The 20,195-nt window shown below is 50.3% G+C and carries 29 protein-coding genes, 2 tRNA genes and 1 rRNA gene; 26 read left to right on the forward strand and 6 right to left on the reverse strand.

The genetic code is table 11. The features are described 5' to 3' along the window. Positions 1 to 11 precede the first annotated feature (11 nt). The 17 genes from rpsN (at position 12) to arfA (ending at position 8,462) form a co-directional block, all read left to right on the forward strand. Positions 12 to 317: a 30S ribosomal protein S14 gene (gene rpsN / locus HV345_RS01940; protein WP_003031125.1), complete on the forward strand. Its 306-nt coding sequence runs from the start codon at positions 12 to 14 to the stop codon at positions 315 to 317. 30 nt (positions 318 to 347) lie between these two features. Further along, on the forward strand, positions 348 to 740 hold the full coding sequence (gene rpsH, locus HV345_RS01945; protein WP_003031127.1) for a 30S ribosomal protein S8: 393 nt from the start codon (positions 348 to 350) through the stop codon (positions 738 to 740). 12 nt (positions 741 to 752) lie between these two features. Beyond that, on the forward strand, positions 753 to 1,286 hold the full coding sequence (gene rplF, locus HV345_RS01950; protein WP_003031129.1) for a 50S ribosomal protein L6: 534 nt from the start codon (positions 753 to 755) through the stop codon (positions 1,284 to 1,286). Between the two features lie 9 nt (positions 1,287 to 1,295). After that, a complete protein-coding gene (gene rplR / locus HV345_RS01955) occupies positions 1,296 to 1,649 on the forward strand; it encodes a 50S ribosomal protein L18 (RefSeq protein ID WP_000358960.1) in 354 nt (117 codons plus the stop codon). Between the two features lie 14 nt (positions 1,650 to 1,663). Next, a complete protein-coding gene (rpsE, locus tag HV345_RS01960; protein ID WP_003031131.1) occupies positions 1,664 to 2,167 on the forward strand; it encodes a 30S ribosomal protein S5 in 504 nt (167 codons plus the stop codon). A 3-nt stretch (positions 2,168 to 2,170) separates the two neighbouring features. Then, positions 2,171 to 2,350, forward strand: a complete 180-nt coding sequence (gene rpmD / locus HV345_RS01965) for a 50S ribosomal protein L30 (RefSeq protein WP_001140434.1) — start codon at positions 2,171 to 2,173, stop codon at positions 2,348 to 2,350. A gap of 3 nt (positions 2,351 to 2,353) precedes the next feature. Continuing rightward, positions 2,354 to 2,788 (forward strand): 50S ribosomal protein L15, encoded by a 435-nt coding sequence (gene rplO / locus HV345_RS01970; protein ID WP_003031132.1) that lies wholly within the window; start codon positions 2,354 to 2,356, stop codon positions 2,786 to 2,788. A 7-nt stretch (positions 2,789 to 2,795) separates the two neighbouring features. Further along, positions 2,796 to 4,127: a preprotein translocase subunit SecY gene (gene secY / locus HV345_RS01975; protein WP_001118864.1), complete on the forward strand. Its 1,332-nt coding sequence runs from the start codon at positions 2,796 to 2,798 to the stop codon at positions 4,125 to 4,127. Between the two features lie 30 nt (positions 4,128 to 4,157). Continuing rightward, positions 4,158 to 4,274 carry a 50S ribosomal protein L36 gene (gene rpmJ, locus HV345_RS01980; RefSeq protein WP_000868187.1) on the forward strand — a complete coding sequence of 39 codons (117 nt, stop codon included), beginning with the start codon at positions 4,158 to 4,160 and terminating at the stop codon, positions 4,272 to 4,274. Between the two features lie 146 nt (positions 4,275 to 4,420). Next, positions 4,421 to 4,777, forward strand: a complete 357-nt coding sequence (gene rpsM / locus HV345_RS01985) for a 30S ribosomal protein S13 (protein WP_003031135.1) — start codon at positions 4,421 to 4,423, stop codon at positions 4,775 to 4,777. 16 nt (positions 4,778 to 4,793) lie between these two features. Then, on the forward strand, positions 4,794 to 5,183 hold the full coding sequence (gene rpsK / locus HV345_RS01990; RefSeq protein ID WP_003031137.1) for a 30S ribosomal protein S11: 390 nt from the start codon (positions 4,794 to 4,796) through the stop codon (positions 5,181 to 5,183). Positions 5,184 to 5,216: 33 nt separating this feature from the next. Further along, positions 5,217 to 5,837 (forward strand): 30S ribosomal protein S4, encoded by a 621-nt coding sequence (gene rpsD / locus HV345_RS01995; protein WP_003031138.1) that lies wholly within the window; start codon positions 5,217 to 5,219, stop codon positions 5,835 to 5,837. Between the two features lie 25 nt (positions 5,838 to 5,862). Then, entirely contained in the window at positions 5,863 to 6,852 is a 990-nt protein-coding gene (gene rpoA / locus HV345_RS02000) for a DNA-directed RNA polymerase subunit alpha (protein ID WP_003031139.1), read from the forward strand. Positions 6,853 to 6,892: 40 nt separating this feature from the next. Next, positions 6,893 to 7,276 (forward strand): 50S ribosomal protein L17, encoded by a 384-nt coding sequence (rplQ, locus tag HV345_RS02005; protein WP_001216370.1) that lies wholly within the window; start codon positions 6,893 to 6,895, stop codon positions 7,274 to 7,276. 106 nt (positions 7,277 to 7,382) lie between these two features. Then, positions 7,383 to 7,751, forward strand: a complete 369-nt coding sequence (locus HV345_RS02010; RefSeq protein ID WP_019078178.1) for a DUF1992 domain-containing protein — start codon at positions 7,383 to 7,385, stop codon at positions 7,749 to 7,751. A gap of 10 nt (positions 7,752 to 7,761) precedes the next feature. Then, positions 7,762 to 8,187 (forward strand): Zn(2+)-responsive transcriptional regulator, encoded by a 426-nt coding sequence (gene zntR / locus HV345_RS02015; RefSeq protein ID WP_181636203.1) that lies wholly within the window; start codon positions 7,762 to 7,764, stop codon positions 8,185 to 8,187. A 56-nt stretch (positions 8,188 to 8,243) separates the two neighbouring features. Then, positions 8,244 to 8,462 (forward strand): alternative ribosome-rescue factor ArfA, encoded by a 219-nt coding sequence (gene arfA, locus HV345_RS02020; RefSeq protein WP_016157605.1) that lies wholly within the window; start codon positions 8,244 to 8,246, stop codon positions 8,460 to 8,462. Here the strand turns inward: arfA and mscL are convergent. From mscL to def, 5 genes are all read right to left on the reverse strand, one after another. Then, positions 8,459 to 8,872: a large-conductance mechanosensitive channel protein MscL gene (gene mscL / locus HV345_RS02025; RefSeq protein WP_016154742.1), complete on the reverse strand. Its 414-nt coding sequence runs from the start codon at positions 8,870 to 8,872 to the stop codon at positions 8,459 to 8,461. The genes arfA and mscL overlap by 4 nt on opposite strands. A 141-nt stretch (positions 8,873 to 9,013) precedes the next feature. Beyond that, the gene (gene trkA / locus HV345_RS02030; protein ID WP_003031153.1) at positions 9,014 to 10,390 is read right to left on the reverse strand and encodes a Trk system potassium transporter TrkA; all 1,377 of its coding nucleotides are present in this window, start codon (positions 10,388 to 10,390) and stop codon (positions 9,014 to 9,016) included. A 21-nt stretch (positions 10,391 to 10,411) separates the two neighbouring features. Then, entirely contained in the window at positions 10,412 to 11,701 is a 1,290-nt protein-coding gene (gene rsmB, locus HV345_RS02035) for a 16S rRNA (cytosine(967)-C(5))-methyltransferase RsmB (RefSeq protein ID WP_181636204.1), read from the reverse strand. A 51-nt stretch (positions 11,702 to 11,752) separates the two neighbouring features. Beyond that, a complete protein-coding gene (gene fmt, locus HV345_RS02040; RefSeq protein ID WP_016154740.1) occupies positions 11,753 to 12,700 on the reverse strand; it encodes a methionyl-tRNA formyltransferase in 948 nt (315 codons plus the stop codon). A 14-nt stretch (positions 12,701 to 12,714) separates the two neighbouring features. Beyond that, positions 12,715 to 13,224: a peptide deformylase gene (gene def, locus HV345_RS02045; RefSeq protein WP_003031159.1), complete on the reverse strand. Its 510-nt coding sequence runs from the start codon at positions 13,222 to 13,224 to the stop codon at positions 12,715 to 12,717. Positions 13,225 to 13,353: 129 nt separating this feature from the next. On the opposite strand from def, the gene dprA reads away from it, so the two are divergent. Genes dprA through HV345_RS02075 form a run of 6 tightly spaced genes read left to right on the forward strand, consistent with a single transcriptional unit; the run spans position 13,354 to position 17,146 of the window. Continuing rightward, positions 13,354 to 14,478 (forward strand): DNA-protecting protein DprA, encoded by a 1,125-nt coding sequence (gene dprA / locus HV345_RS02050; RefSeq protein ID WP_047358918.1) that lies wholly within the window; start codon positions 13,354 to 13,356, stop codon positions 14,476 to 14,478. Beyond that, positions 14,450 to 14,923: a DUF494 family protein Smg gene (smg, locus tag HV345_RS02055; RefSeq protein WP_003031162.1), complete on the forward strand. Its 474-nt coding sequence runs from the start codon at positions 14,450 to 14,452 to the stop codon at positions 14,921 to 14,923. Before dprA ends, smg begins: the two co-directional genes overlap by 29 nt. A gap of 26 nt (positions 14,924 to 14,949) precedes the next feature. After that, entirely contained in the window at positions 14,950 to 15,492 is a 543-nt protein-coding gene (locus HV345_RS02060; protein WP_181598807.1) for a type I DNA topoisomerase, read from the forward strand. Between the two features lie 4 nt (positions 15,493 to 15,496). Next, positions 15,497 to 16,069 carry an L-threonylcarbamoyladenylate synthase type 1 TsaC gene (gene tsaC, locus HV345_RS02065; RefSeq protein WP_019078184.1) on the forward strand — a complete coding sequence of 191 codons (573 nt, stop codon included), beginning with the start codon at positions 15,497 to 15,499 and terminating at the stop codon, positions 16,067 to 16,069. Position 16,070: 1 nt separating this feature from the next. Then, positions 16,071 to 16,892, forward strand: a complete 822-nt coding sequence (aroE, locus tag HV345_RS02070; RefSeq protein ID WP_053388934.1) for a shikimate dehydrogenase — start codon at positions 16,071 to 16,073, stop codon at positions 16,890 to 16,892. Next, the gene (locus HV345_RS02075) at positions 16,889 to 17,146 is read left to right on the forward strand and encodes a DUF1488 domain-containing protein (protein WP_181598809.1); all 258 of its coding nucleotides are present in this window, start codon (positions 16,889 to 16,891) and stop codon (positions 17,144 to 17,146) included. The genes aroE and HV345_RS02075 overlap by 4 nt, the downstream gene beginning before the upstream one ends. On the opposite strand, the gene HV345_RS02080 is transcribed toward HV345_RS02075, so the two are convergent. Next, positions 17,122 to 17,676, reverse strand: a complete 555-nt coding sequence (locus tag HV345_RS02080) for a gamma carbonic anhydrase family protein (RefSeq protein WP_019078186.1) — start codon at positions 17,674 to 17,676, stop codon at positions 17,122 to 17,124. The genes HV345_RS02075 and HV345_RS02080 overlap by 25 nt on opposite strands. 469 nt (positions 17,677 to 18,145) lie before the next feature. Here HV345_RS02080 and HV345_RS02085 point away from each other — a divergent pair. The 3 genes from HV345_RS02085 (at position 18,146) to HV345_RS02095 (ending at position 20,019) form a co-directional block, all read left to right on the forward strand. Further along, positions 18,146 to 19,687, forward strand: a 16S ribosomal RNA gene (locus HV345_RS02085). 71 nt (positions 19,688 to 19,758) lie between these two features. Then, positions 19,759 to 19,835 (forward strand) — tRNA-Ile (locus HV345_RS02090). 108 nt (positions 19,836 to 19,943) lie between these two features. Next, a tRNA-Ala gene (locus tag HV345_RS02095) sits at positions 19,944 to 20,019 on the forward strand. Positions 20,020 to 20,195: the final 176 nt, after the last annotated feature.

Below are 20,195 nucleotides of genomic sequence, written 5' to 3' on the forward strand. Positions count from 1 at the left end.
AGGGTTACTGAATGGCTAAGCAATCAATGAAAGCACGCGAAGTAAAGCGCGTAGCTTTAGCTGATAAGTACTTCGCAAAACGCGCTGAACTGAAAGCTATTATCTCTGATGTGAACGCGACCGACGAAGATCGTTGGAACGCAGTTCTCAAGCTGCAGTCTCTGCCGCGTGATTCCAGCCCGTCCCGTCAGCGTAACCGCTGCCGTCAAACAGGTCGTCCGCATGGCTATGTGGGCAAGTTCGGGTTGAGCCGTATCAAACTGCGTGAAGCCGCTATGCGCGGTGAAGTACCAGGCTTGAAAAAGGCTAGCTGGTAATTACCAATTGAATCACGGGAGTAAAGACAGATGAGCATGCAAGATCCGATCGCGGATATGCTGACCCGTATCCGTAACGGTCAGGCCGCGAATAAAGCTGCGGTCACCATGCCTTCCTCCAAGCTGAAAGTGGCAATTGCCAACGTGCTGAAGGAAGAAGGTTTTATTGAAGATTTTAAAGTTGAAGGCGACACCAAGCCGGAACTGGAACTTACTCTTAAGTATTTCCAGGGTAAAGCTGTTGTAGAAAGCATTCAGCGTGTCAGTCGCCCAGGTCTGCGCATTTATAAGCGTAAAGACGAGCTGCCGAAAGTTATGGCTGGCATGGGTATCGCAGTTGTTTCTACCTCTAAAGGTGTTATGACTGATCGTGCAGCGCGCCAAGCTGGTCTTGGTGGCGAAATTATCTGCTACGTAGCCTAATCGGAGGAAAAAATGTCTCGTGTTGCTAAAGCACCGGTCGTTATTCCTGCCGGCGTTGATGTAAAAATCAACGGTCAGGTTATTACGATCAAAGGTAAAAACGGCGAGCTGACTCGTACTCTCAACGATGCTGTTGCAGTAAATCATGCAGATAATGCACTGACCTTCGGTCCGCGTGATGGTTACGCAGATGGATGGGCTCAGGCTGGTACCGCGCGTGCCCTGCTGAATGCAATGGTTGTCGGTGTTACCGAAGGCTTCACTAAGAAGCTACAGCTGGTTGGTGTAGGTTATCGTGCAGCGGTTAAAGGGAATGTAGTAAACCTGGCTTTAGGTTTCTCTCACCCTGTTGACCATCAGCTGCCTGCGGGTATTACTGCAGAATGTCCGTCTCAGACTGAAATCGTGCTGAAAGGCGCTGATAAACAGCTGATCGGTCAGGTTGCAGCAGATCTGCGCGCCTACCGTCGTCCTGAGCCTTATAAAGGCAAGGGTGTTCGTTACGCCGACGAAGTCGTGCGTACCAAAGAGGCTAAGAAGAAGTAAGGTAACACTATGGATAAGAAATCTGCTCGTATCCGTCGTGCGACCCGCGCACGCCGCAAGCTCCAGGAGCTGGGCGCAACTCGCCTGGTGGTACATCGTACCCCGCGTCATATTTACGCACAGGTAATTGCACCGAACGGTTCTGAAGTTCTGGTAGCTGCTTCTACTGTAGAAAAAGCTATCGCTGAACAATTGAAGTACACCGGTAACAAAGACGCTGCTGCAGCTGTAGGTAAAGCTGTTGCTGAACGCGCTCTGGAAAAAGGCATCAAAGATGTTTCTTTTGACCGTTCCGGGTTCCAATATCATGGTCGTGTCCAGGCACTGGCAGATGCTGCCCGTGAAGCTGGCCTTCAGTTCTAAGGTAGAGGTGTAAGATGGCTCACATCGAAAAACAAGCTGGCGAACTGCAGGAAAAGCTGATCGCGGTTAACCGCGTATCTAAAACCGTTAAAGGTGGTCGTATTTTCTCCTTCACAGCTCTGACTGTAGTTGGTGATGGTAACGGTCGCGTTGGTTTTGGTTACGGTAAAGCGCGTGAAGTTCCAGCAGCGATCCAGAAAGCGATGGAAAAAGCCCGTCGCAATATGATTAACGTCGCGCTGAACCACGGCACCCTGCAGCACCCGGTTAAGGGTACTCACACGGGTTCTCGTGTATTCATGCAGCCGGCTTCCGAAGGTACCGGTATCATCGCCGGTGGTGCAATGCGCGCCGTTCTGGAAGTCGCTGGAGTTCGTAACGTTCTGGCTAAAGCGTATGGTTCTACTAACCCGATTAACGTGGTTCGTGCAACTATCGATGGCCTGGAAAATATGAAATCTCCGGAAATGGTCGCTGCCAAGCGTGGTAAATCCGTTGAAGAAATTCTGGGGAAATAAACCATGGCAAAGACTATTAAAATTACTCAAACCCGCAGTGCAATCGGTCGTCTGCCGAAACATAAGGCAACGCTGCTTGGCCTGGGTCTGCGTCGTATTGGTCACACCGTAGAGCGCGAGGATACTCCTGCTGTTCGTGGTATGGTCAACGCGGTTTCCTTCATGGTTAAAGTTGAGGAGTAAGAGATGCGTTTAAATACTCTGTCTCCGGCCGAAGGCTCTAAAAAAGCGGCTCGCCGCCTGGGTCGTGGTATCGGTTCTGGCCTCGGTAAAACCGGTGGTCGTGGTCACAAAGGTCAGAAGTCTCGTTCTGGCGGTGGCGTACGTCGCGGTTTCGAGGGTGGTCAGATGCCTCTGTACCGTCGTCTGCCGAAATTCGGCTTCACTTCACGTAAAGCAGCGATTACAGCCGAAGTTCGTCTGTCTGACCTGGCTAAAGTTGAAGGCGGTGTTGTAGACCTGAACACGCTGAAAGCAGCTAACATTATCGGTATCCAGATCGAGTTCGCGAAAGTGATTCTGGCTGGTGAAGTCACTACTCCGGTAACTGTTCGTGGCCTGCGTGTTACTAAAGGCGCTCGTGCTGCTATCGAAGCTGCTGGCGGTAAAATCGAGGAATAAGTAGCAGATGGCTAAACAACCGGGATTAGATTTTCAAAGTGCCAAAGGTGGCTTAGGCGAGCTGAAACGCAGACTGCTGTTTGTAATCGGCGCGCTGATTGTGTTCCGTATTGGCTCTTTCATTCCGATCCCTGGTATTGATGCCGCTGTACTTGCCAAACTGCTTGAGCAACAGCGAGGCACCATCATTGAAATGTTTAACATGTTCTCTGGTGGTGCTCTCAGCCGTGCTTCTATCTTTGCTCTGGGGATCATGCCGTATATTTCGGCGTCGATTATTATCCAGCTGCTGACGGTGGTTCATCCAACGCTGGCAGAAATTAAGAAAGAAGGGGAGTCTGGTCGTCGTAAGATCAGCCAGTACACCCGCTACGGTACTCTGGTGCTGGCAATATTCCAGTCGATCGGTATTGCTACCGGTCTGCCGAATATGCCTGGTATGCAGGGCCTGGTAATGAATCCAGGCTTTGCATTCTATTTCACCGCTGTTGTAAGTCTGGTTACAGGGACGATGTTCCTGATGTGGTTGGGCGAACAGATTACTGAACGTGGTATCGGCAACGGTATCTCAATCATTATCTTCGCCGGTATTGTCGCGGGACTCCCGCCAGCCATTGCCCATACTATCGAGCAAGCGCGTCAAGGCGACCTGCACTTCCTCGTGTTGCTGTTGGTTGCAGTATTAGTATTTGCAGTGACGTTCTTTGTTGTATTTGTTGAGCGTGGTCAACGCCGCATTGTGGTAAACTACGCGAAACGTCAGCAAGGTCGTCGTGTCTATGCTGCACAGAGCACACATTTACCGCTGAAAGTGAATATGGCGGGGGTAATCCCGGCAATCTTCGCTTCCAGTATTATTCTGTTCCCAGCGACCATCGCGTCATGGTTCGGGGGCGGGACTGGTTGGAACTGGCTGACAACAATTTCGCTGTATTTGCAGCCTGGGCAACCGCTTTATGTGTTACTCTATGCGTCTGCAATCATATTCTTCTGTTTCTTCTACACGGCGTTGGTTTTCAACCCGCGTGAAACAGCAGATAACCTGAAGAAGTCCGGTGCATTTGTACCAGGAATTCGTCCGGGAGAGCAAACGGCGAAGTATATCGATAAAGTAATGACCCGCCTGACTCTGGTTGGTGCGCTCTACATTACCTTTATCTGCCTGATCCCGGAGTTCATGCGTGATGCAATGAAAGTACCGTTCTACTTCGGTGGGACCTCACTGCTTATCGTTGTTGTCGTGATTATGGACTTTATGGCTCAAGTGCAAACTCTGATGATGTCAAGTCAGTACGAGTCTGCATTGAAGAAGGCGAATCTGAAAGGCTACGGCCGTTAACAGTCGCCCGAGAAGTTACGGAGAGTAAAAATGAAAGTTCGTGCTTCCGTCAAGAAATTATGCCGTAACTGCAAAATCGTTAAGCGTGATGGTGTCATCCGTGTGATTTGCAGTGCCGAGCCGAAGCATAAACAGCGCCAAGGCTGATTTATTCGCATATTTTTCTTGCAAAGTTGGGTTGAGCTGGCTAGATTAGCCAGCCAATCTTTTGTATGTCTGTGCGTTTCCATTTGAGTATCCTGAAAACGGGCTTTTCAGCATGGTGCGTACATATTAAATAGTAGGAGTGCATAGTGGCCCGTATAGCAGGCATTAACATTCCTGATCAGAAACATGCTGTGATCGCATTAACTTCGATCTACGGCGTCGGCAAGACCCGTTCTAAAGCCATTCTGGCTGCCGCGGGTATCGCTGAAGATGTTAAGATCAGTGAGCTGTCTGAAGAACAAATCGACACGCTGCGTGACGAAGTTGCCAAATTTGTCGTTGAAGGTGATCTGCGCCGTGAAGTTAGCATGAGCATCAAGCGCCTTATGGACCTTGGTTGCTATCGCGGTTTGCGTCATCGTCGTGGTCTCCCGGTTCGCGGTCAGCGTACCAAGACCAACGCACGTACCCGTAAGGGTCCGCGCAAACCGATCAAGAAATAATCGGGGTGATTGAATAATGGCAAAGGCACCAATTCGTGCACGTAAACGTGTAAGAAAACAAGTCTCTGACGGCGTGGCTCATATCCATGCTTCTTTTAACAACACCATCGTTACCATTACTGATCGTCAGGGTAACGCACTGGGTTGGGCAACAGCCGGTGGTTCCGGTTTCCGTGGTTCTCGCAAATCCACTCCGTTTGCAGCTCAGGTTGCAGCAGAGCGTTGCGCTGAAGCCGTAAAAGAATACGGTATCAAGAATCTGGAAGTTATGGTCAAAGGACCGGGTCCAGGTCGCGAATCTACTGTTCGTGCTCTGAACGCCGCTGGTTTCCGCATCACTAATATTACTGATGTGACTCCGATCCCTCATAACGGTTGTCGTCCGCCGAAAAAACGTCGCGTATAACGCTGTCGTTTCTAGGATTGTTGGAGAAAGAAAATGGCAAGATATTTGGGTCCTAAGCTCAAGCTGAGCCGTCGTGAGGGCACTGACTTATTCCTTAAGTCTGGCGTTCGCGCGATCGATACCAAGTGTAAAATTGAACAAGCTCCTGGCCAGCACGGTGCGCGTAAACCGCGTCTGTCTGACTATGGTGTGCAGTTGCGTGAAAAGCAAAAAGTTCGCCGTATCTACGGTGTGCTGGAGCGTCAGTTCCGTAACTACTACAAAGAAGCAGCACGTCTGAAAGGCAACACCGGTGAAAACCTGTTGGGTCTGCTGGAAGGTCGTCTGGACAACGTTGTATACCGTATGGGCTTCGGTGCCACTCGTGCAGAAGCACGTCAGCTGGTCAGCCATAAAGCAATTATGGTAAACGGTCGTGTTGTTAACATCGCTTCTTATCAGGTTAGTCCGAATGACGTTGTTAGCATTCGTGAGAAAGCGAAGAAGCAGTCTCGCGTGAAAGCCGCTCTGGAGCTGGCTGAGCAGCGTGAAAAGCCAACCTGGCTGGAAGTTGATGCTGGCAAGATGGAAGGTACGTTCAAGCGTAAGCCGGAGCGTTCTGATCTGTCTGCGGACATTAACGAACACCTGATCGTCGAGCTTTACTCCAAGTAAAGCTTAGTACCAAAGAGAGGACACAATGCAGGGTTCTGTGACAGAGTTTCTAAAACCGCGCCTGGTAGATATCGAGCAAGTGAGTTCGACGCACGCCAAGGTGACCCTTGAGCCTTTAGAGCGTGGCTTTGGCCATACTTTGGGTAACGCACTGCGCCGTATTCTGCTCTCATCGATGCCGGGTTGCGCGGTGACCGAGGTTGAGATTGATGGTGTACTACATGAGTACAGCACCAAAGAAGGCGTTCAGGAAGATATCCTGGAAATCCTGCTCAACCTGAAAGGGCTGGCGGTGAGAGTTCAGGGTAAAGATGACGTTATTCTTACCTTGAATAAATCTGGCATTGGCCCTGTGACTGCAGCCGACATTACCCATGATGGTGATGTCGAAATCGTCAAGCCACAGCACGTGATCTGCCACCTGACCGATGAGAATGCATCTATTAGCATGCGTATCAAAGTTCAGCGCGGTCGTGGTTATGTGCCGGCTTCTACCCGAATTCATTCGGAAGAAGATGAGCGCCCAATCGGCCGTCTGCTGGTCGACGCATGCTACAGCCCTGTAGAGCGTATTGCCTACAATGTTGAAGCAGCGCGTGTAGAACAGCGTACCGACCTGGACAAGCTGGTCATCGAAATGGAAACCAACGGCACAATCGATCCTGAAGAGGCGATTCGTCGTGCGGCAACCATTCTGGCTGAACAACTTGAAGCTTTCGTTGACTTACGTGATGTACGTCAGCCGGAAGTTAAAGAAGAGAAACCAGAATTCGATCCGATCCTGCTGCGCCCTGTTGACGATCTGGAATTGACTGTCCGCTCTGCTAACTGCCTCAAAGCAGAAGCTATCCACTATATCGGTGATCTGGTACAGCGTACTGAGGTTGAGCTTCTTAAGACGCCTAACCTTGGTAAAAAATCTCTTACTGAGATTAAAGACGTGCTGGCTTCCCGTGGACTGTCTCTGGGCATGCGCCTGGAAAACTGGCCACCGGCAAGCATCGCTGACGAGTAACCGGATCACAGGTTAAGGTTTTACTGAGAAGGATAAGGTCATGCGCCATCGTAAGAGTGGTCGTCAACTGAACCGCAACAGCAGCCATCGCCAGGCTATGTTCCGCAATATGGCAGGTTCACTGGTTCGTCATGAAATCATCAAGACGACTCTGCCGAAAGCGAAAGAGCTGCGTCGCGTAGTTGAGCCGCTGATTACTCTTGCCAAGACTGATAGCGTAGCTAATCGTCGTCTGGCATTCGCCCGCACTCGTGATAACGAGATCGTGGCAAAACTGTTTAACGAACTGGGCCCGCGTTTCGCGAGCCGCGCCGGTGGTTACACTCGCATTCTGAAGTGTGGCTTCCGTGCAGGCGACAACGCGCCGATGGCATACATCGAGCTGGTTGATCGTTCAGAGAAAACAGAAGCTGCTGCAGAGTAATCTGTAGTAACGTAAAAAAACCCGCCTCGGCGGGTTTTTTTATATCCGTCATATCCCCACTTACCTACAATATCTGTACTCTTTTTGTTCATCACTGGAGTGTTGTATGTGGTTACTGGACCAGTGGGCAGAGCGCCATATTACTGATGCGCAGTCTAAAGGTGAGTTTGATGGTTTGCCTGGTACAGGAGAACCGTTGGTTCTTGACGATGATTCCCACATTCCGCCGGAACTTCGAGCCGGATTCCGTTTATTAAAAAATGCGGGATGTCTTCCTCCTGAGCTTGAGCAGCGCAGAGAGGCAATACAACTGCTTGAAATACTTGCAGGGATCCGCAAAGATGATCCCCATTATCAGGAAGTGAGTCGAAGACTGTCACTACTGGAACTGAAACTTCGGCAAGCTGGACTCAGCACCGAGTTTTTACACGGTGAATACGCAGATAAGCTGCTACAGAAGATCAACGACGAATAGCGGAGATAGCATGTACCGTATTGGTGAATTAGCGAAACTGGCTGACGTGACGCCTGATACTATCCGCTACTATGAAAAGCAGCAGATGATGGAACATGAAATACGTACAGAAGGCGGGTTTCGTCTCTATACGGAAAGCGATCTTCAGCGTCTAAAGTTTATTCGCTATGCCCGTCAGCTTGGTTTCACTCTGGAATCGATCCGCGAACTGCTTTCGATCCGCATCGATCCCGAACACCATACCTGCCAGGAATCAAAAGGGATCGTCCAGGAAAGATTGCAGGAAGTGGAAGCGAGAATAGCTGAGCTTCAGGCGATGCAACGGTCGCTGCAGCGATTGAATGACGCGTGTTGTGGCAAGGCACACAGCAGCGTGTACTGCTCTATCCTTGAAGCACTTGAGCAAGGCGCCAGTGGATCACAATCAGGCTGTTGATTTATTGAACGGTCAGGTCTACACTCGCGGCGTAAATTACGACAACCGGAGGTATTATGAGTCGTTATCAGCACACTAAAGGGCAGATAAAAGATAACGCCATTGAGGCGCTTCTACATGACCCACTGTTCAGGCAGCGCGTTGAGAAAAATAAGAAAGGGAAAGGAAGTTATCTACGTAAAGGTAAACATGGTAATCGGGGTAACTGGGAGGCCAGTGGCAAGAAAGTCATTCACTTTTTTACCACTGGTCTTCTTGTTTCAGTGAGTGCTTAAGAGCGGTTATTCTGTTCTTTCAGCAGGTCACGAATTTCACTCAGCAATACTTCTTCTTTCGATGGCGCCGGCGGTGCTGCTGGCTCTTCCGCTTTTTTACGGTTCAGTTTGTTGATCAGCTTGATTGCCATAAAGATAGCAAACGCAACAATAACGAAATCAAAGATATTCTGAATAAATACACCGTAATGCATAACGACTGCAGGGATATCTCCCTGTGCATCACGTAGTGTTAAAGCAAACTGTTTAAAATCAATTCCACCAATTAACAACCCCAGCGGCGGCATGATGATATCGGCAACCAGTGATGAAACAATCTTCCCAAATGCCGCACCAATAATGACACCCACTGCCAAATCAACAACATTCCCGCGCATCGCGAATTCGCGAAATTCTTTAATAATGCTCATCTTATTCTCCCTATGCAGCTGACGTTTATAAGTTTAACAAATGTTTAGGCAATTTCCATTTATGTATTGCCTAAATAGAAATTTATTAAACCATGAAAAATAAAGGGAAATAATTTAGGCGCAGTTTCAGCGCCCAAATTATTACAGGAAGAACGGACTTGGCTGGAATAGTCGCTCGACGTCGGTAATAAACTTTTTATCTGTCAGGAACATAATTACGTGATCGCCCTGTTCAATACGCAGGTTATCATTGGCAATCATCACATCGTTACCACGCACAACGGCGCCAATAATGGTTCCTGGTGGAAGTTTAATTTCATCAATTGAGCGACCCACAACCCGTGACGTCGTTTCATCACCGTGTGCAACGGCTTCAATGGCTTCCGCGACGCCACGGCGCAGTGAAGATACACCAACAATATCCGCTTTACGCACATGACTGAGCAGCGCAGAGATGGTTGCCTGCTGCGGCGAAATCGCAATATCGATCACGCTGCCTTGCACCAGATCGACGTATGCTCTGCGTTGGATCAACACCATCACTTTCTTGGCGCCCATCCGTTTGGCAAGCATCGCCGACATGATATTCGCTTCATCATCGTTGGTTACCGCAATGAACAGATCAACCTGATCGATATGTTCTTCCGCCAGCAGCTCTTGATCCGAGGCATCACCAAAAAAGACGATCGTATTTTGCAGTTTCTCTGCAAGCTCGGATGCGCGCTGTTGATTACGTTCAATCAGTTTGACGCTGTAATCTTTTTCTAGTCGCCGTGCCAGCCCGGCGCCAATATTACCACCGCCCACTAACATAATGCGTTTGTAAGGCTTTTCCAGACGCTGTAATTCGCTCATTACGGCGCGAATATGCTGCGAGGCCGCGATGAAGAAAACTTCATCACCCGCTTCAACAATGGTAGAACCTTGCGGACGGATCGGTCGGTCATGACGGAAAATCGCCGCAACGCGGGTATCGATGTGCGGCATATGCTCACGCATTGTCGACAGCGCATTACCAATCAGCGGCCCACCGTAATAGGCTTTCACCACGGCCAGGCTGACTTTTCCTTCGGCAAAATTCACTACCTGCAATGCGCCCGGATATTCAATCAGGCGATAAATGCTATCGATAACCAGTTGCTCAGGCGCAATCAGGTGATCGATAGGCACCGCATCAGATTGAAATAGCTTGTCCGCATCACGAACGTAATCCGGTGAACGAATACGAGCGATACGATTAGGCGTGTTAAACAGTGAATAAGCTACCTGGCAGGCAACCATATTTGTTTCATCTGAGCTGGTTACGGCAACCAGCATATCGGCATCGTCGGCACCGGCTTCACGTAGAACGCGGGGATGCGAACCATGCCCTTGCACGACACGGAGATCAAACTTGTCCTGTAGGCTACGTAGGCGCTCACCATTGGTATCGACTACCGTGATATCGTTGTTCTCTCCGACCAGGTTTTCAGCCAGCGTACCGCCAACTTGCCCTGCGCCCAGAATGATAATTTTCATCAGTCGCGACCCGTTATCTCATCACTTTTTGATTAGCTTAGCGTAAAAGAAGCCATCACCATCTTCCGCACTCGGTAAATTCTGACGTCCAGGTTTTTCCGGCGTACCGGTTACGCTTAATACCGCATCTGGCGTGCGCGCAAGGAAGGCGGCAATTTGCTGTTGGTTTTCTTCTGGCAGGATAGAGCAGGTTGCATAAACCAGCGTGCCGCCAGGTTTAAGATGTGGCCAGGTTGCATACAGGATTTCAGCCTGCAACTGGGCAAGTTCAGCAATATCCCGGTCGCGACGCAGCCATTTGATATCCGGATGGCGACGGATCACTCCGGTGGCAGAACACGGAGCGTCCAGCAAAATACGGTCAAACTGTTGTTCACCGCACCACTGCTGCGGATAGCGGCCATCACCCTGTTTTACGGTTGCCTTCATACCCAGACGTTTTAGATTGTCGAAAACGCGCGATAAGCGTTTTTCATCAACATCGACAGCCATTACGTTAGCGTGCGGAGCAACTTCCAGAATGTGAGTGGTTTTGCCCCCCGGCGCACAGCATAGGTCGAGGATCTGTTCACCGTCCTCCGGCAACAGATAGTTTATGCATCCTTGAGCGGAAGCATCCTGGACGGTTACCCAGCCTTCATCAAAACCTGGGAGGGCGTGCACAGGAGCTGGCGTTTCCAGACGCACTGCATCCGGGTAATCTGGATGCGGGAAACCGGTTAATCCCGCTTCGGTCAGCAGGTCCAGCCAGGCATCGCGCGTATGATGGTTACGATTGACACGTAACCACATCGGCGGTCGCTGGTTATTGGCTTCAAGAATGGCTTCCCACTGCTGCGGATAAGCGGTCTTAATACGATTCACCAGCCAGGAGGGGTGTAAGAAACGTAAATCGCTTTGAGAGAATTCAGCCAGTAGCTCTTCCTGGCGGCGCTGAAACTGGCGCAGCACGCCGTTGATCAGCCCTTTAAGCTGCGGACGCTTAATAACGACCGCGCCTTCTACGGTCTCTGCCAAAGCCGCATGCGGTGGAATACGAGTATGCAGCAGTTGGTAGAAGCCCACCATGATCAGATAGTGAACGGTGCGCTGTTTGCCCGTCATTGGACGTTCCATCAACTGCTGGATCATCCACTCCAGTTGGGAGAGTGTACGCAACACGCCGAAGCAAAGCTCCTGCAACAGTGCTTTGTCTTTATCGGCAACTTTTTGCTGCATGGCGGGCAGCACGTTGCTTAATGATTGTCCCTTTTCGACAACCTGTTCGACGGCCTGGGCCGCCATACTGCGTAAATTAAGATGTTTTTTCATAAGCGCAAAAATAAAAATGCCCGGAGATACCGGGCTTAAAGAGATGAACCGTCATACCAGACGGTTACCGGGTACAAACCATTCCCGGCGCGAATTAAGCAGATCCTGCGCGCTCATGGCTTTTTTACCGGCAGGTTGCAAAGAGACGAGATTCAGGATGCCGTCGCCCGTTGCGACCTGGATACCCTGTTTTGTCGCCTCAAGAATAGTGCCTGGTGCGGCCTGTGTGTTCGCTGTAATAACCGTAGCTTGCCAGACTTTCACTGGCTGGCCGTCGATTTCAAGCCAACTCATTGGCCACGGGTTAAAGGCGCGGATGCAGCGTTCCAACTGAGCGGCTGAAAGCGACCAGTCGATACGGGCCTCTTCTTTGCTGAGTTTTTCTGCATGCGTAACCAGTGATTCATCTTGTACAACGGGTTTTATGGTGCCAGTCGCCAGCTGTTTTAGCGTTTCAATCAGCCCCTGAGGTCCTAAATCTGCCAGCTTATCGTATAACGAACCGCTGGTATCTTCTGCAGTTATCGGGCAGGATAGCTTAAGCAGCATATCACCGGTGTCGAGGCCAACATCCATCTGCATGATGGTCACACCAGTTTCGGCGTCGCCTGCCCACAGTGAGCGCTGGATTGGGGCTGCGCCACGCCAGCGTGGAAGCAGGGAACCGTGAACGTTGATACAACCCAGACGCGGCATTTCCAGTACGGCTTTTGGCAGAATCAGACCATATGCTACCACTACCATCACGTCTGCGCGTAAATCAGCAACCAGCTGCTGGTTTTCCTGAGGACGAAGAGAGACTGGTTGGAAAACCGGTATCCCTTTTTCTTCCGCCAGCACTTTTACCGGGCTGGGCATCAGCTTTTTACCGCGTCCCGCTGGGCGGTCCGGTTGGGTAAACACGCCAACGACGTTATGTCCAGAAGACAACAGCGCGTCGAGATGACGCGCTGCAAAGTCAGGTGTACCCGCAAAAATAATACGTAGTGAGTCTGACACGTTGATTCTTGTCCTTAAGCTCGGGCGTTCAGGCGGTCGAGTTTTTCAACTTTCTGACGAATGCGTTGTTGCTTCAACGGAGACAGATAATCGATAAACAGTTTACCGACCAGGTGATCCATTTCATGTTGAATGCAGATAGCCAGCAGGCCATCGGCTTCCAGTTCAAAAGATTTGCCGTTGCGATCGAGCGCACGAATTTTTACTTTCTCTGCGCGCGGTACTAACGCACGCTGTTCGGGGATAGACAGGCAGCCTTCTTCAATACCTGTTTCGCCGTCTTTTTCCAGCAGCTCTGGGTTAATGAGTACCAACTGCTCGTCGCGATTTTCAGAGACATCAATAACAATGATGCGCTGATGAATATCGACCTGAGTTGCTGCCAGACCGATACCTTCTTCGGCGTACATCGTCTCGAACATATCATCAACGATACGCTGAATTTCTGCATTCACTTCTTCGACCGGTTTTGCGACTTTGCGAAGGCGCTCGTCCGGAATATGTAACACTTGCAAAACTGACATAGTTATCCAGAGTTGTGTTCAGGAGTTGAAAAGATTATTACCTCTATTCTAGACAAAACCCCCTCTGATTGACAGCATCAGTGACCAATCGCAAAGATTGCCAGGACTGCTTGTGGCAGGGGAACAGGGATGACCAAAATCGAAATTTGGCTACGTTTAGCACAAGTGAATGAACTGTATGGTGATGAGATGGTGCGCGTTGCCCACTGGCTCAATACTCAGCCGTGTATTAACAACGTGGTACTTCATCATGCTGGACTCTCTCCCCGCCAGGCCCGGCGCTTTTTAACCTTTCCAGATCAGACGCTGGAAAAAACGCTGCGCTGGCTTGAACAGCCCAACCATCATTTTGTGGTTGCCGACAGCGAGCATTATCCGGCACAGCTCCGTGCAATTGAGGATTATCCTGGGGTGCTTTTTGTTGCAGGAAATCCCATATGCCTTAGCTCGTTTCAGGTTGCCGTCGTCGGTAGCCGACAGCACTCCTGGTATGGCGAACGCTGGGGGCGGCTGTTTTGTGAAAAGCTTGCAGCATGCGGCGTGACGATCACCAGCGGCCTGGCCCGGGGGATTGATGGTGTGGCGCACAATGCTGCGATAAACCGAGAAGGCACGAGTATTGCGGTGCTGGGAAATGGGCTTGAGACCATTCATCCACGACAGCATGTCAGTCTGGCTAAACGACTGATTGAGGCTGGAGGCGCACTGGTGTCTGAGTTCCCATTAGATACGCTTCCTTTGCCGCGCAATTTTCCCCGACGAAATCGCATTATTAGTGGTCTAAGTAAAGGAGTCCTGGTTGTAGAAGCTGCTCAGCGTAGCGGGTCACTGGTCACTGCGCGTTGTGCACTGGAACAAGGGCGGGAGGTTTTTGCGTTGCCTGGACCGATTGGGAGTCCGGGAAGTGAAGGTCCACATTGGCTTATTCAGCAGGGAGCCACGCTTGTGACGGCCCCAGAAGAAATTCTGGAAAATTTGCAATATGGGCTGCAATGGTTGCCAGATGAACCTGAAAAATCAATTTATTCGCCAGATCACGAAGAGGTGGCATTGCCATTTCCGGAGCTCCTGGCTAACGTAGGAGATGAGGTAACACCTGTTGACGTCGTCGCTGAACGTGCCGGCCAACCTGTGCCAGAGGTAGTGGCTCAACTGCTCGAACTGGAGTTAGCAGGATGGATCGCAGCTGTACCCGGCGGCTATGTCCGATTGAGGAGGGCATGCCATGTTCGACGTACTAATGTATTTGTTTGAGACATATATCCATAACGAAGCTGAGCTGCGTGTGGATCAGGACAAACTGGAACGGGATCTTACCGACGCTGGTTTTGATCGTGAAGACATCTACAACGCGTTACTTTGGCTGGAAAAGCTTGCTGATTATCAGGATGGTCTTGCCGAACCTATGCAGCTGGCATCGGATCCTCTTTCTATACGTATTTATACCGCAGAAGAGTGCGATCGACTGGATGCAAGCTGTAGAGGGTTCCTGCTATTCCTGGAACAGATTCAGGTGCTAAACCTCGAAACACGAGAAATGGTCATTGAGCGCGTACTCGCGCTGGATACGGCAGAGTTCGATCTGGAAGATCTGAAGTGGGTGATCCTGATGGTGCTTTTCAATATTCCAGGTTGTGAAAATGCCTATCAGCAAATGGAAGAATTACTCTTTGAAGTGAATGAAGGTATGCTGCATTAATCAATCTTCATTCAGTATGAGTTGTTATGGCTAAATCAGCACTGTTTACGGTGCGTAAAAACGAGCCCTGCCCACAATGTGGGGCTGAACTGGTTATTCGTTCCGGGAAACACGGTCCGTTTCTCGGTTGTTCACACTATCCAGAATGCGATTACATCCGTCCGCTGAAATCTTCCGCGGACGGACATATTGTCAAAGTTCTGGAGGGTAAGCTTTGTCCTGCATGTGGCGCCGAGCTGGTGCTGAGACAGGGAAGATTCGGGATGTTTATTGGATGCAGCGATTATCCAATGTGTGAACACACCGAACTTATCGACAAGCCAGATGAAACAGCAATAGTCTGTCCTCAATGCCAGACTGGCCACTTGGTCCAGCGGCGTTCCCGTTATGGCAAAACGTTTTACTCCTGCGATCGCTATCCGGAGTGCCAGTTTGTCATTAACTTCAAACCGTTAGCCGGAGAGTGTCCTGAGTGCCATTATCCGCTACTCATCGAAAAGAAAACCGCGCAGGGTGTGAAGCATTTCTGTGCCAGTAAACAATGTGGAAAGCCGTTCTCGGCGGAATAAATAAGTGAATAATAACCTGCCCACAGGCCCTATCGCTGCTGCGATAGCGGTTCTGAAACAAGAAAAAGTCATCGCCTATCCAACAGAAGCTGTATTTGGTGTCGGCTGCGATCCCGACAGCGAAACGGCTGTTACCCGTCTGTTGGCGCTAAAACAACGCCCAGTCGATAAAGGCTTAATTTTGATTGCGGCAAATTTTGACCAGCTCAAGCCCTATATTGACGATAGCACGCTTTCAGATGCTCAACGTGAGGCTGTGTTCGCTCGCTGGCCTGGTCCTGTCACCTTCGTTTTCCCTGCGCCCGCGACTACGCCTCGTTGGTTGACCGGTCGTTTTGACTCGCTGGCCGTGCGAGTCACCGATCATCCGCTGGTGGTTGCATTGTGCCAGGCTTATGGCAAACCGTTAGTCTCCACCAGTGCTAATTTGAGTGGCTTACCGCCTTGCAGAACGGTAGAGGAAGTCCGCGCGCAGTTTGGTACAGACTTTCCCGTAGTTGAGGGGGAGACCGGAGGGCGTTTGAATCCTTCGGAGATCCGTGATGCTCTGACCGGTGAACAGTTTCGACAGGGGTAATATGAAAGAAGCCTATGCTGTTTTTGGTAATCCGATAGCGCACAGTAAATCGCCCTTTATTCATCAGCAATTTGCAGAGCAGTTGAAAATTGATCATTCCTATGGACGTGTACTGGCACCTATCAATGATTTTGTGAATACGCTGAATGCCTTTTTTGCTGAAGGCGGGAAGGGGGCAAATGTCACTGTGCCTTTTAAGGAAGAGGCGTTTGCGCGTGCCGATGAATTAACGGAGCGGGCATCGCTTGCTGGAGCGGTCAATACTCTTAAACGACTTGAGGATGGGCGTTTACTGGGAGATAACACGGATGGTATCGGCTTATTAAGCGATCTTGAACGTTTATCTTTCATTCGCCCCGGATCGCGAGTTCTGTTGATTGGTGCCGGTGGCGCATCCCGGGGGGTTTTATTACCTCTTCTTTCTCTGGATTGTGCGGTAACCATCGTTAACCGTACTGCTTCGCGCGCAGAAGAACTGGCACAAATCTTCTCCCATACCGGCAGCGTGCAGGCGGTGGGAATGGACGATCTTGATAATTACAGTTTTGATTTAATTATTAATGCGACATCTAGCGGAATTAGCGGTGAGGTACCAGCCATTCCGACATCGCTTATTCACTCCTCTGTCTATTGCTATGACATGTTTTATCAGCAAGGGAATACACCGTTCCTTTCCTGGTGTGCTGAACATGGGGCGAAACAGTATGCCGATGGTCTGGGGATGCTGGTGGGACAAGCAGCGCACGCCGTTTTACTCTGGCATGGTGTATTGCCACAGATTGAGCCCGTCATCAAAAGCATGCAACAGGAAATGTCGGCATGAATCAGGCGATCCAGTTTCCCGATCGAGAAGAATGGCTGACGGATATTAGCGCCGTTGTTTTCCCTGCGTTGGTCCATGGTATGCAGTTAACATGCGCTATATCAGGGGAGACGTTGGCGTCCCGCTTTGGCGGCTGCACGCCTGAACAATGGCTGGAAACCTTTCAACAGCATCGCTGGGACCTGGAAGAAGAGGCCGAAGCATTGATCCAGGACCAGCAGGAAAACTCTCAGGGTTGGGTTTGGTTACTCTGATTTAAATACTCATCTTTCCATTTAACGTAGTTGTTAGCAGAGTATTTTAAGCCTGCTTTCTCTTCGTCACTTAATGGCCGGATCTGTTTAACCGGGCTACCCAGGTACAGATATCCACTCTCCAGGCGTTTGTTTTGCGGCACCAGGCTTCCTGCCCCAATCATAACGTCGTCTTCTACCACTACGCCGTCCAGTAAAATTGATCCCATACCGACCAATACGCGGTTGCCAACGATGCAGCCGTGTAGCATGACTTTATGACCGACCGTCACATCCTCACCCACGATCAATGGATTACCTTGCGGATTAGATGTGGATTTATGTGTGACATGTAGAACGCTGCCGTCCTGAATGTTTGTACGGGCGCCGATTTGTACATAGTTGACGTCGCCACGAATCGCAACCAACGGCCAAATCCCGACGTCATCAGCCAAACGAGTATCACCAATGACGACGCTACTGGTGTCGATCATCACGCGTTTTCCGATCTGTGGGGAAAGATCCTTATAAGGACGTAATACATCAGACATGTTTACCTCAATGAAAATAGAGCAGTAATGAAGACTTTGGTTGGATTATTGAGACTGTGCAAGTGATTTAGCTATCAAAAATCAGCCAAATTGCGCAGGAATATAGCGAAAGGGGTGAAAAACAAGCACTCAGCAAAAAAGATCCAAAAAATACTTGTGCTAAAAAATGGGATCCCTATAATGCGCCTCCATCGACACGGCGGATGTGAATCACTTCACGCAAACAGCCGGTTCGGTTGAAGAGAAAAACCTGAAAATGAGGGTTGACTCTGAAAGAGGAAAGCGTAATATACGCCACCTCGCGACAGAGCGCTAAAGCGCGTCGCAACTGCTCTTTAACAATTTATCAGACAATCTGTGTGGGCACTCGAAGATACGGATTCTTAACGTCGCAAGACGAAAAATGAATACCAAGTCTCTGAGTGAACACGTAATTCATTACGAAGTTTAATTCACGAGCATCAAACTTAAATTGAAGAGTTTGATCATGGCTCAGATTGAACGCTGGCGGCAGGCCTAACACATGCAAGTCGAACGGTAGCACAGAGGAGCTTGCTCCTTGGGTGACGAGTGGCGGACGGGTGAGTAATGTCTGGGAAACTGCCCGATGGAGGGGGATAACTACTGGAAACGGTAGCTAATACCGCATAACGTCGCAAGACCAAAGAGGGGGACCTTCGGGCCTCTTGCCATCGGATGTGCCCAGATGGGATTAGCTAGTAGGTGGGGTAACGGCTCACCTAGGCGACGATCCCTAGCTGGTCTGAGAGGATGACCAGCCACACTGGAACTGAGACACGGTCCAGACTCCTACGGGAGGCAGCAGTGGGGAATATTGCACAATGGGCGCAAGCCTGATGCAGCCATGCCGCGTGTATGAAGAAGGCCTTCGGGTTGTAAAGTACTTTCAGCGAGGAGGAAGGTGTTGTGGTTAATAACTACAGCAATTGACGTTACTCGCAGAAGAAGCACCGGCTAACTCCGTGCCAGCAGCCGCGGTAATACGGAGGGTGCAAGCGTTAATCGGAATTACTGGGCGTAAAGCGCACGCAGGCGGTCTGTCAAGTCGGATGTGAAATCCCCGGGCTCAACCTGGGAACTGCATCCGAAACTGGCAGGCTAGAGTCTTGTAGAGGGGGGTAGAATTCCAGGTGTAGCGGTGAAATGCGTAGAGATCTGGAGGAATACCGGTGGCGAAGGCGGCCCCCTGGACAAAGACTGACGCTCAGGTGCGAAAGCGTGGGGAGCAAACAGGATTAGATACCCTGGTAGTCCACGCCGTAAACGATGTCGACTTGGAGGTTGTGCCCTTGAGGCGTGGCTTCCGGAGCTAACGCGTTAAGTCGACCGCCTGGGGAGTACGGCCGCAAGGTTAAAACTCAAATGAATTGACGGGGGCCCGCACAAGCGGTGGAGCATGTGGTTTAATTCGATGCAACGCGAAGAACCTTACCTACTCTTGACATCCAGAGAACTTAGCAGAGATGCTTTGGTGCCTTCGGGAACTCTGAGACAGGTGCTGCATGGCTGTCGTCAGCTCGTGTTGTGAAATGTTGGGTTAAGTCCCGCAACGAGCGCAACCCTTATCCTTTGTTGCCAGCGATTCGGTCGGGAACTCAAAGGAGACTGCCAGTGATAAACTGGAGGAAGGTGGGGATGACGTCAAGTCATCATGGCCCTTACGAGTAGGGCTACACACGTGCTACAATGGCATATACAAAGAGAAGCGACCTCGCGAGAGCAAGCGGACCTCATAAAGTATGTCGTAGTCCGGATTGGAGTCTGCAACTCGACTCCATGAAGTCGGAATCGCTAGTAATCGTGGATCAGAATGCCACGGTGAATACGTTCCCGGGCCTTGTACACACCGCCCGTCACACCATGGGAGTGGGTTGCAAAAGAAGTAGGTAGCTTAACCTTCGGGAGGGCGCTTACCACTTTGTGATTCATGACTGGGGTGAAGTCGTAACAAGGTAACCGTAGGGGAACCTGCGGTTGGATCACCTCCTTACCTTAAAGAAACGTTCTTTGTAGTGCTCACACAGATTGTCTGATGAAAATTAGCAGTAAGAAAATCTCTGCAGGCTTGTAGCTCAGGTGGTTAGAGCGCACCCCTGATAAGGGTGAGGTCGGTGGTTCAAGTCCACTCAGGCCTACCAAATTCGCCTCCGTGCTGTGTTACGGCGATGCTCGCATACTTCAGTATGCTTCGCACCACCGCGCCTTGCCCGGAAACGAATTAGGGTACAGAGATTAGCATTTACGATGGGGCTATAGCTCAGCTGGGAGAGCGCCTGCTTTGCACGCAGGAGGTCTGCGGTTCGATCCCGCATAGCTCCACCATCCTTTACTGCAAAAAAACAAGAAAACTTCAGAGTGTACCTGAAAAGGTTCACTGCGAAGTTTTGCTCTTTAAAAATCTGGATCAAGCTGAAAATTGAAACGACACACTGTTTCATTTCTCCGTAAACAAGAAATGAAAAGCGGTGTGTTCGAGTCTCTCAAATTTTCGCAATACT

Origin of the sequence: Citrobacter sp. RHBSTW-00986, assembly GCF_013783065.1 — a bacterium.
In the GTDB taxonomy this organism is placed as follows: domain Bacteria; phylum Pseudomonadota; class Gammaproteobacteria; order Enterobacterales; family Enterobacteriaceae; genus Citrobacter; species Citrobacter braakii.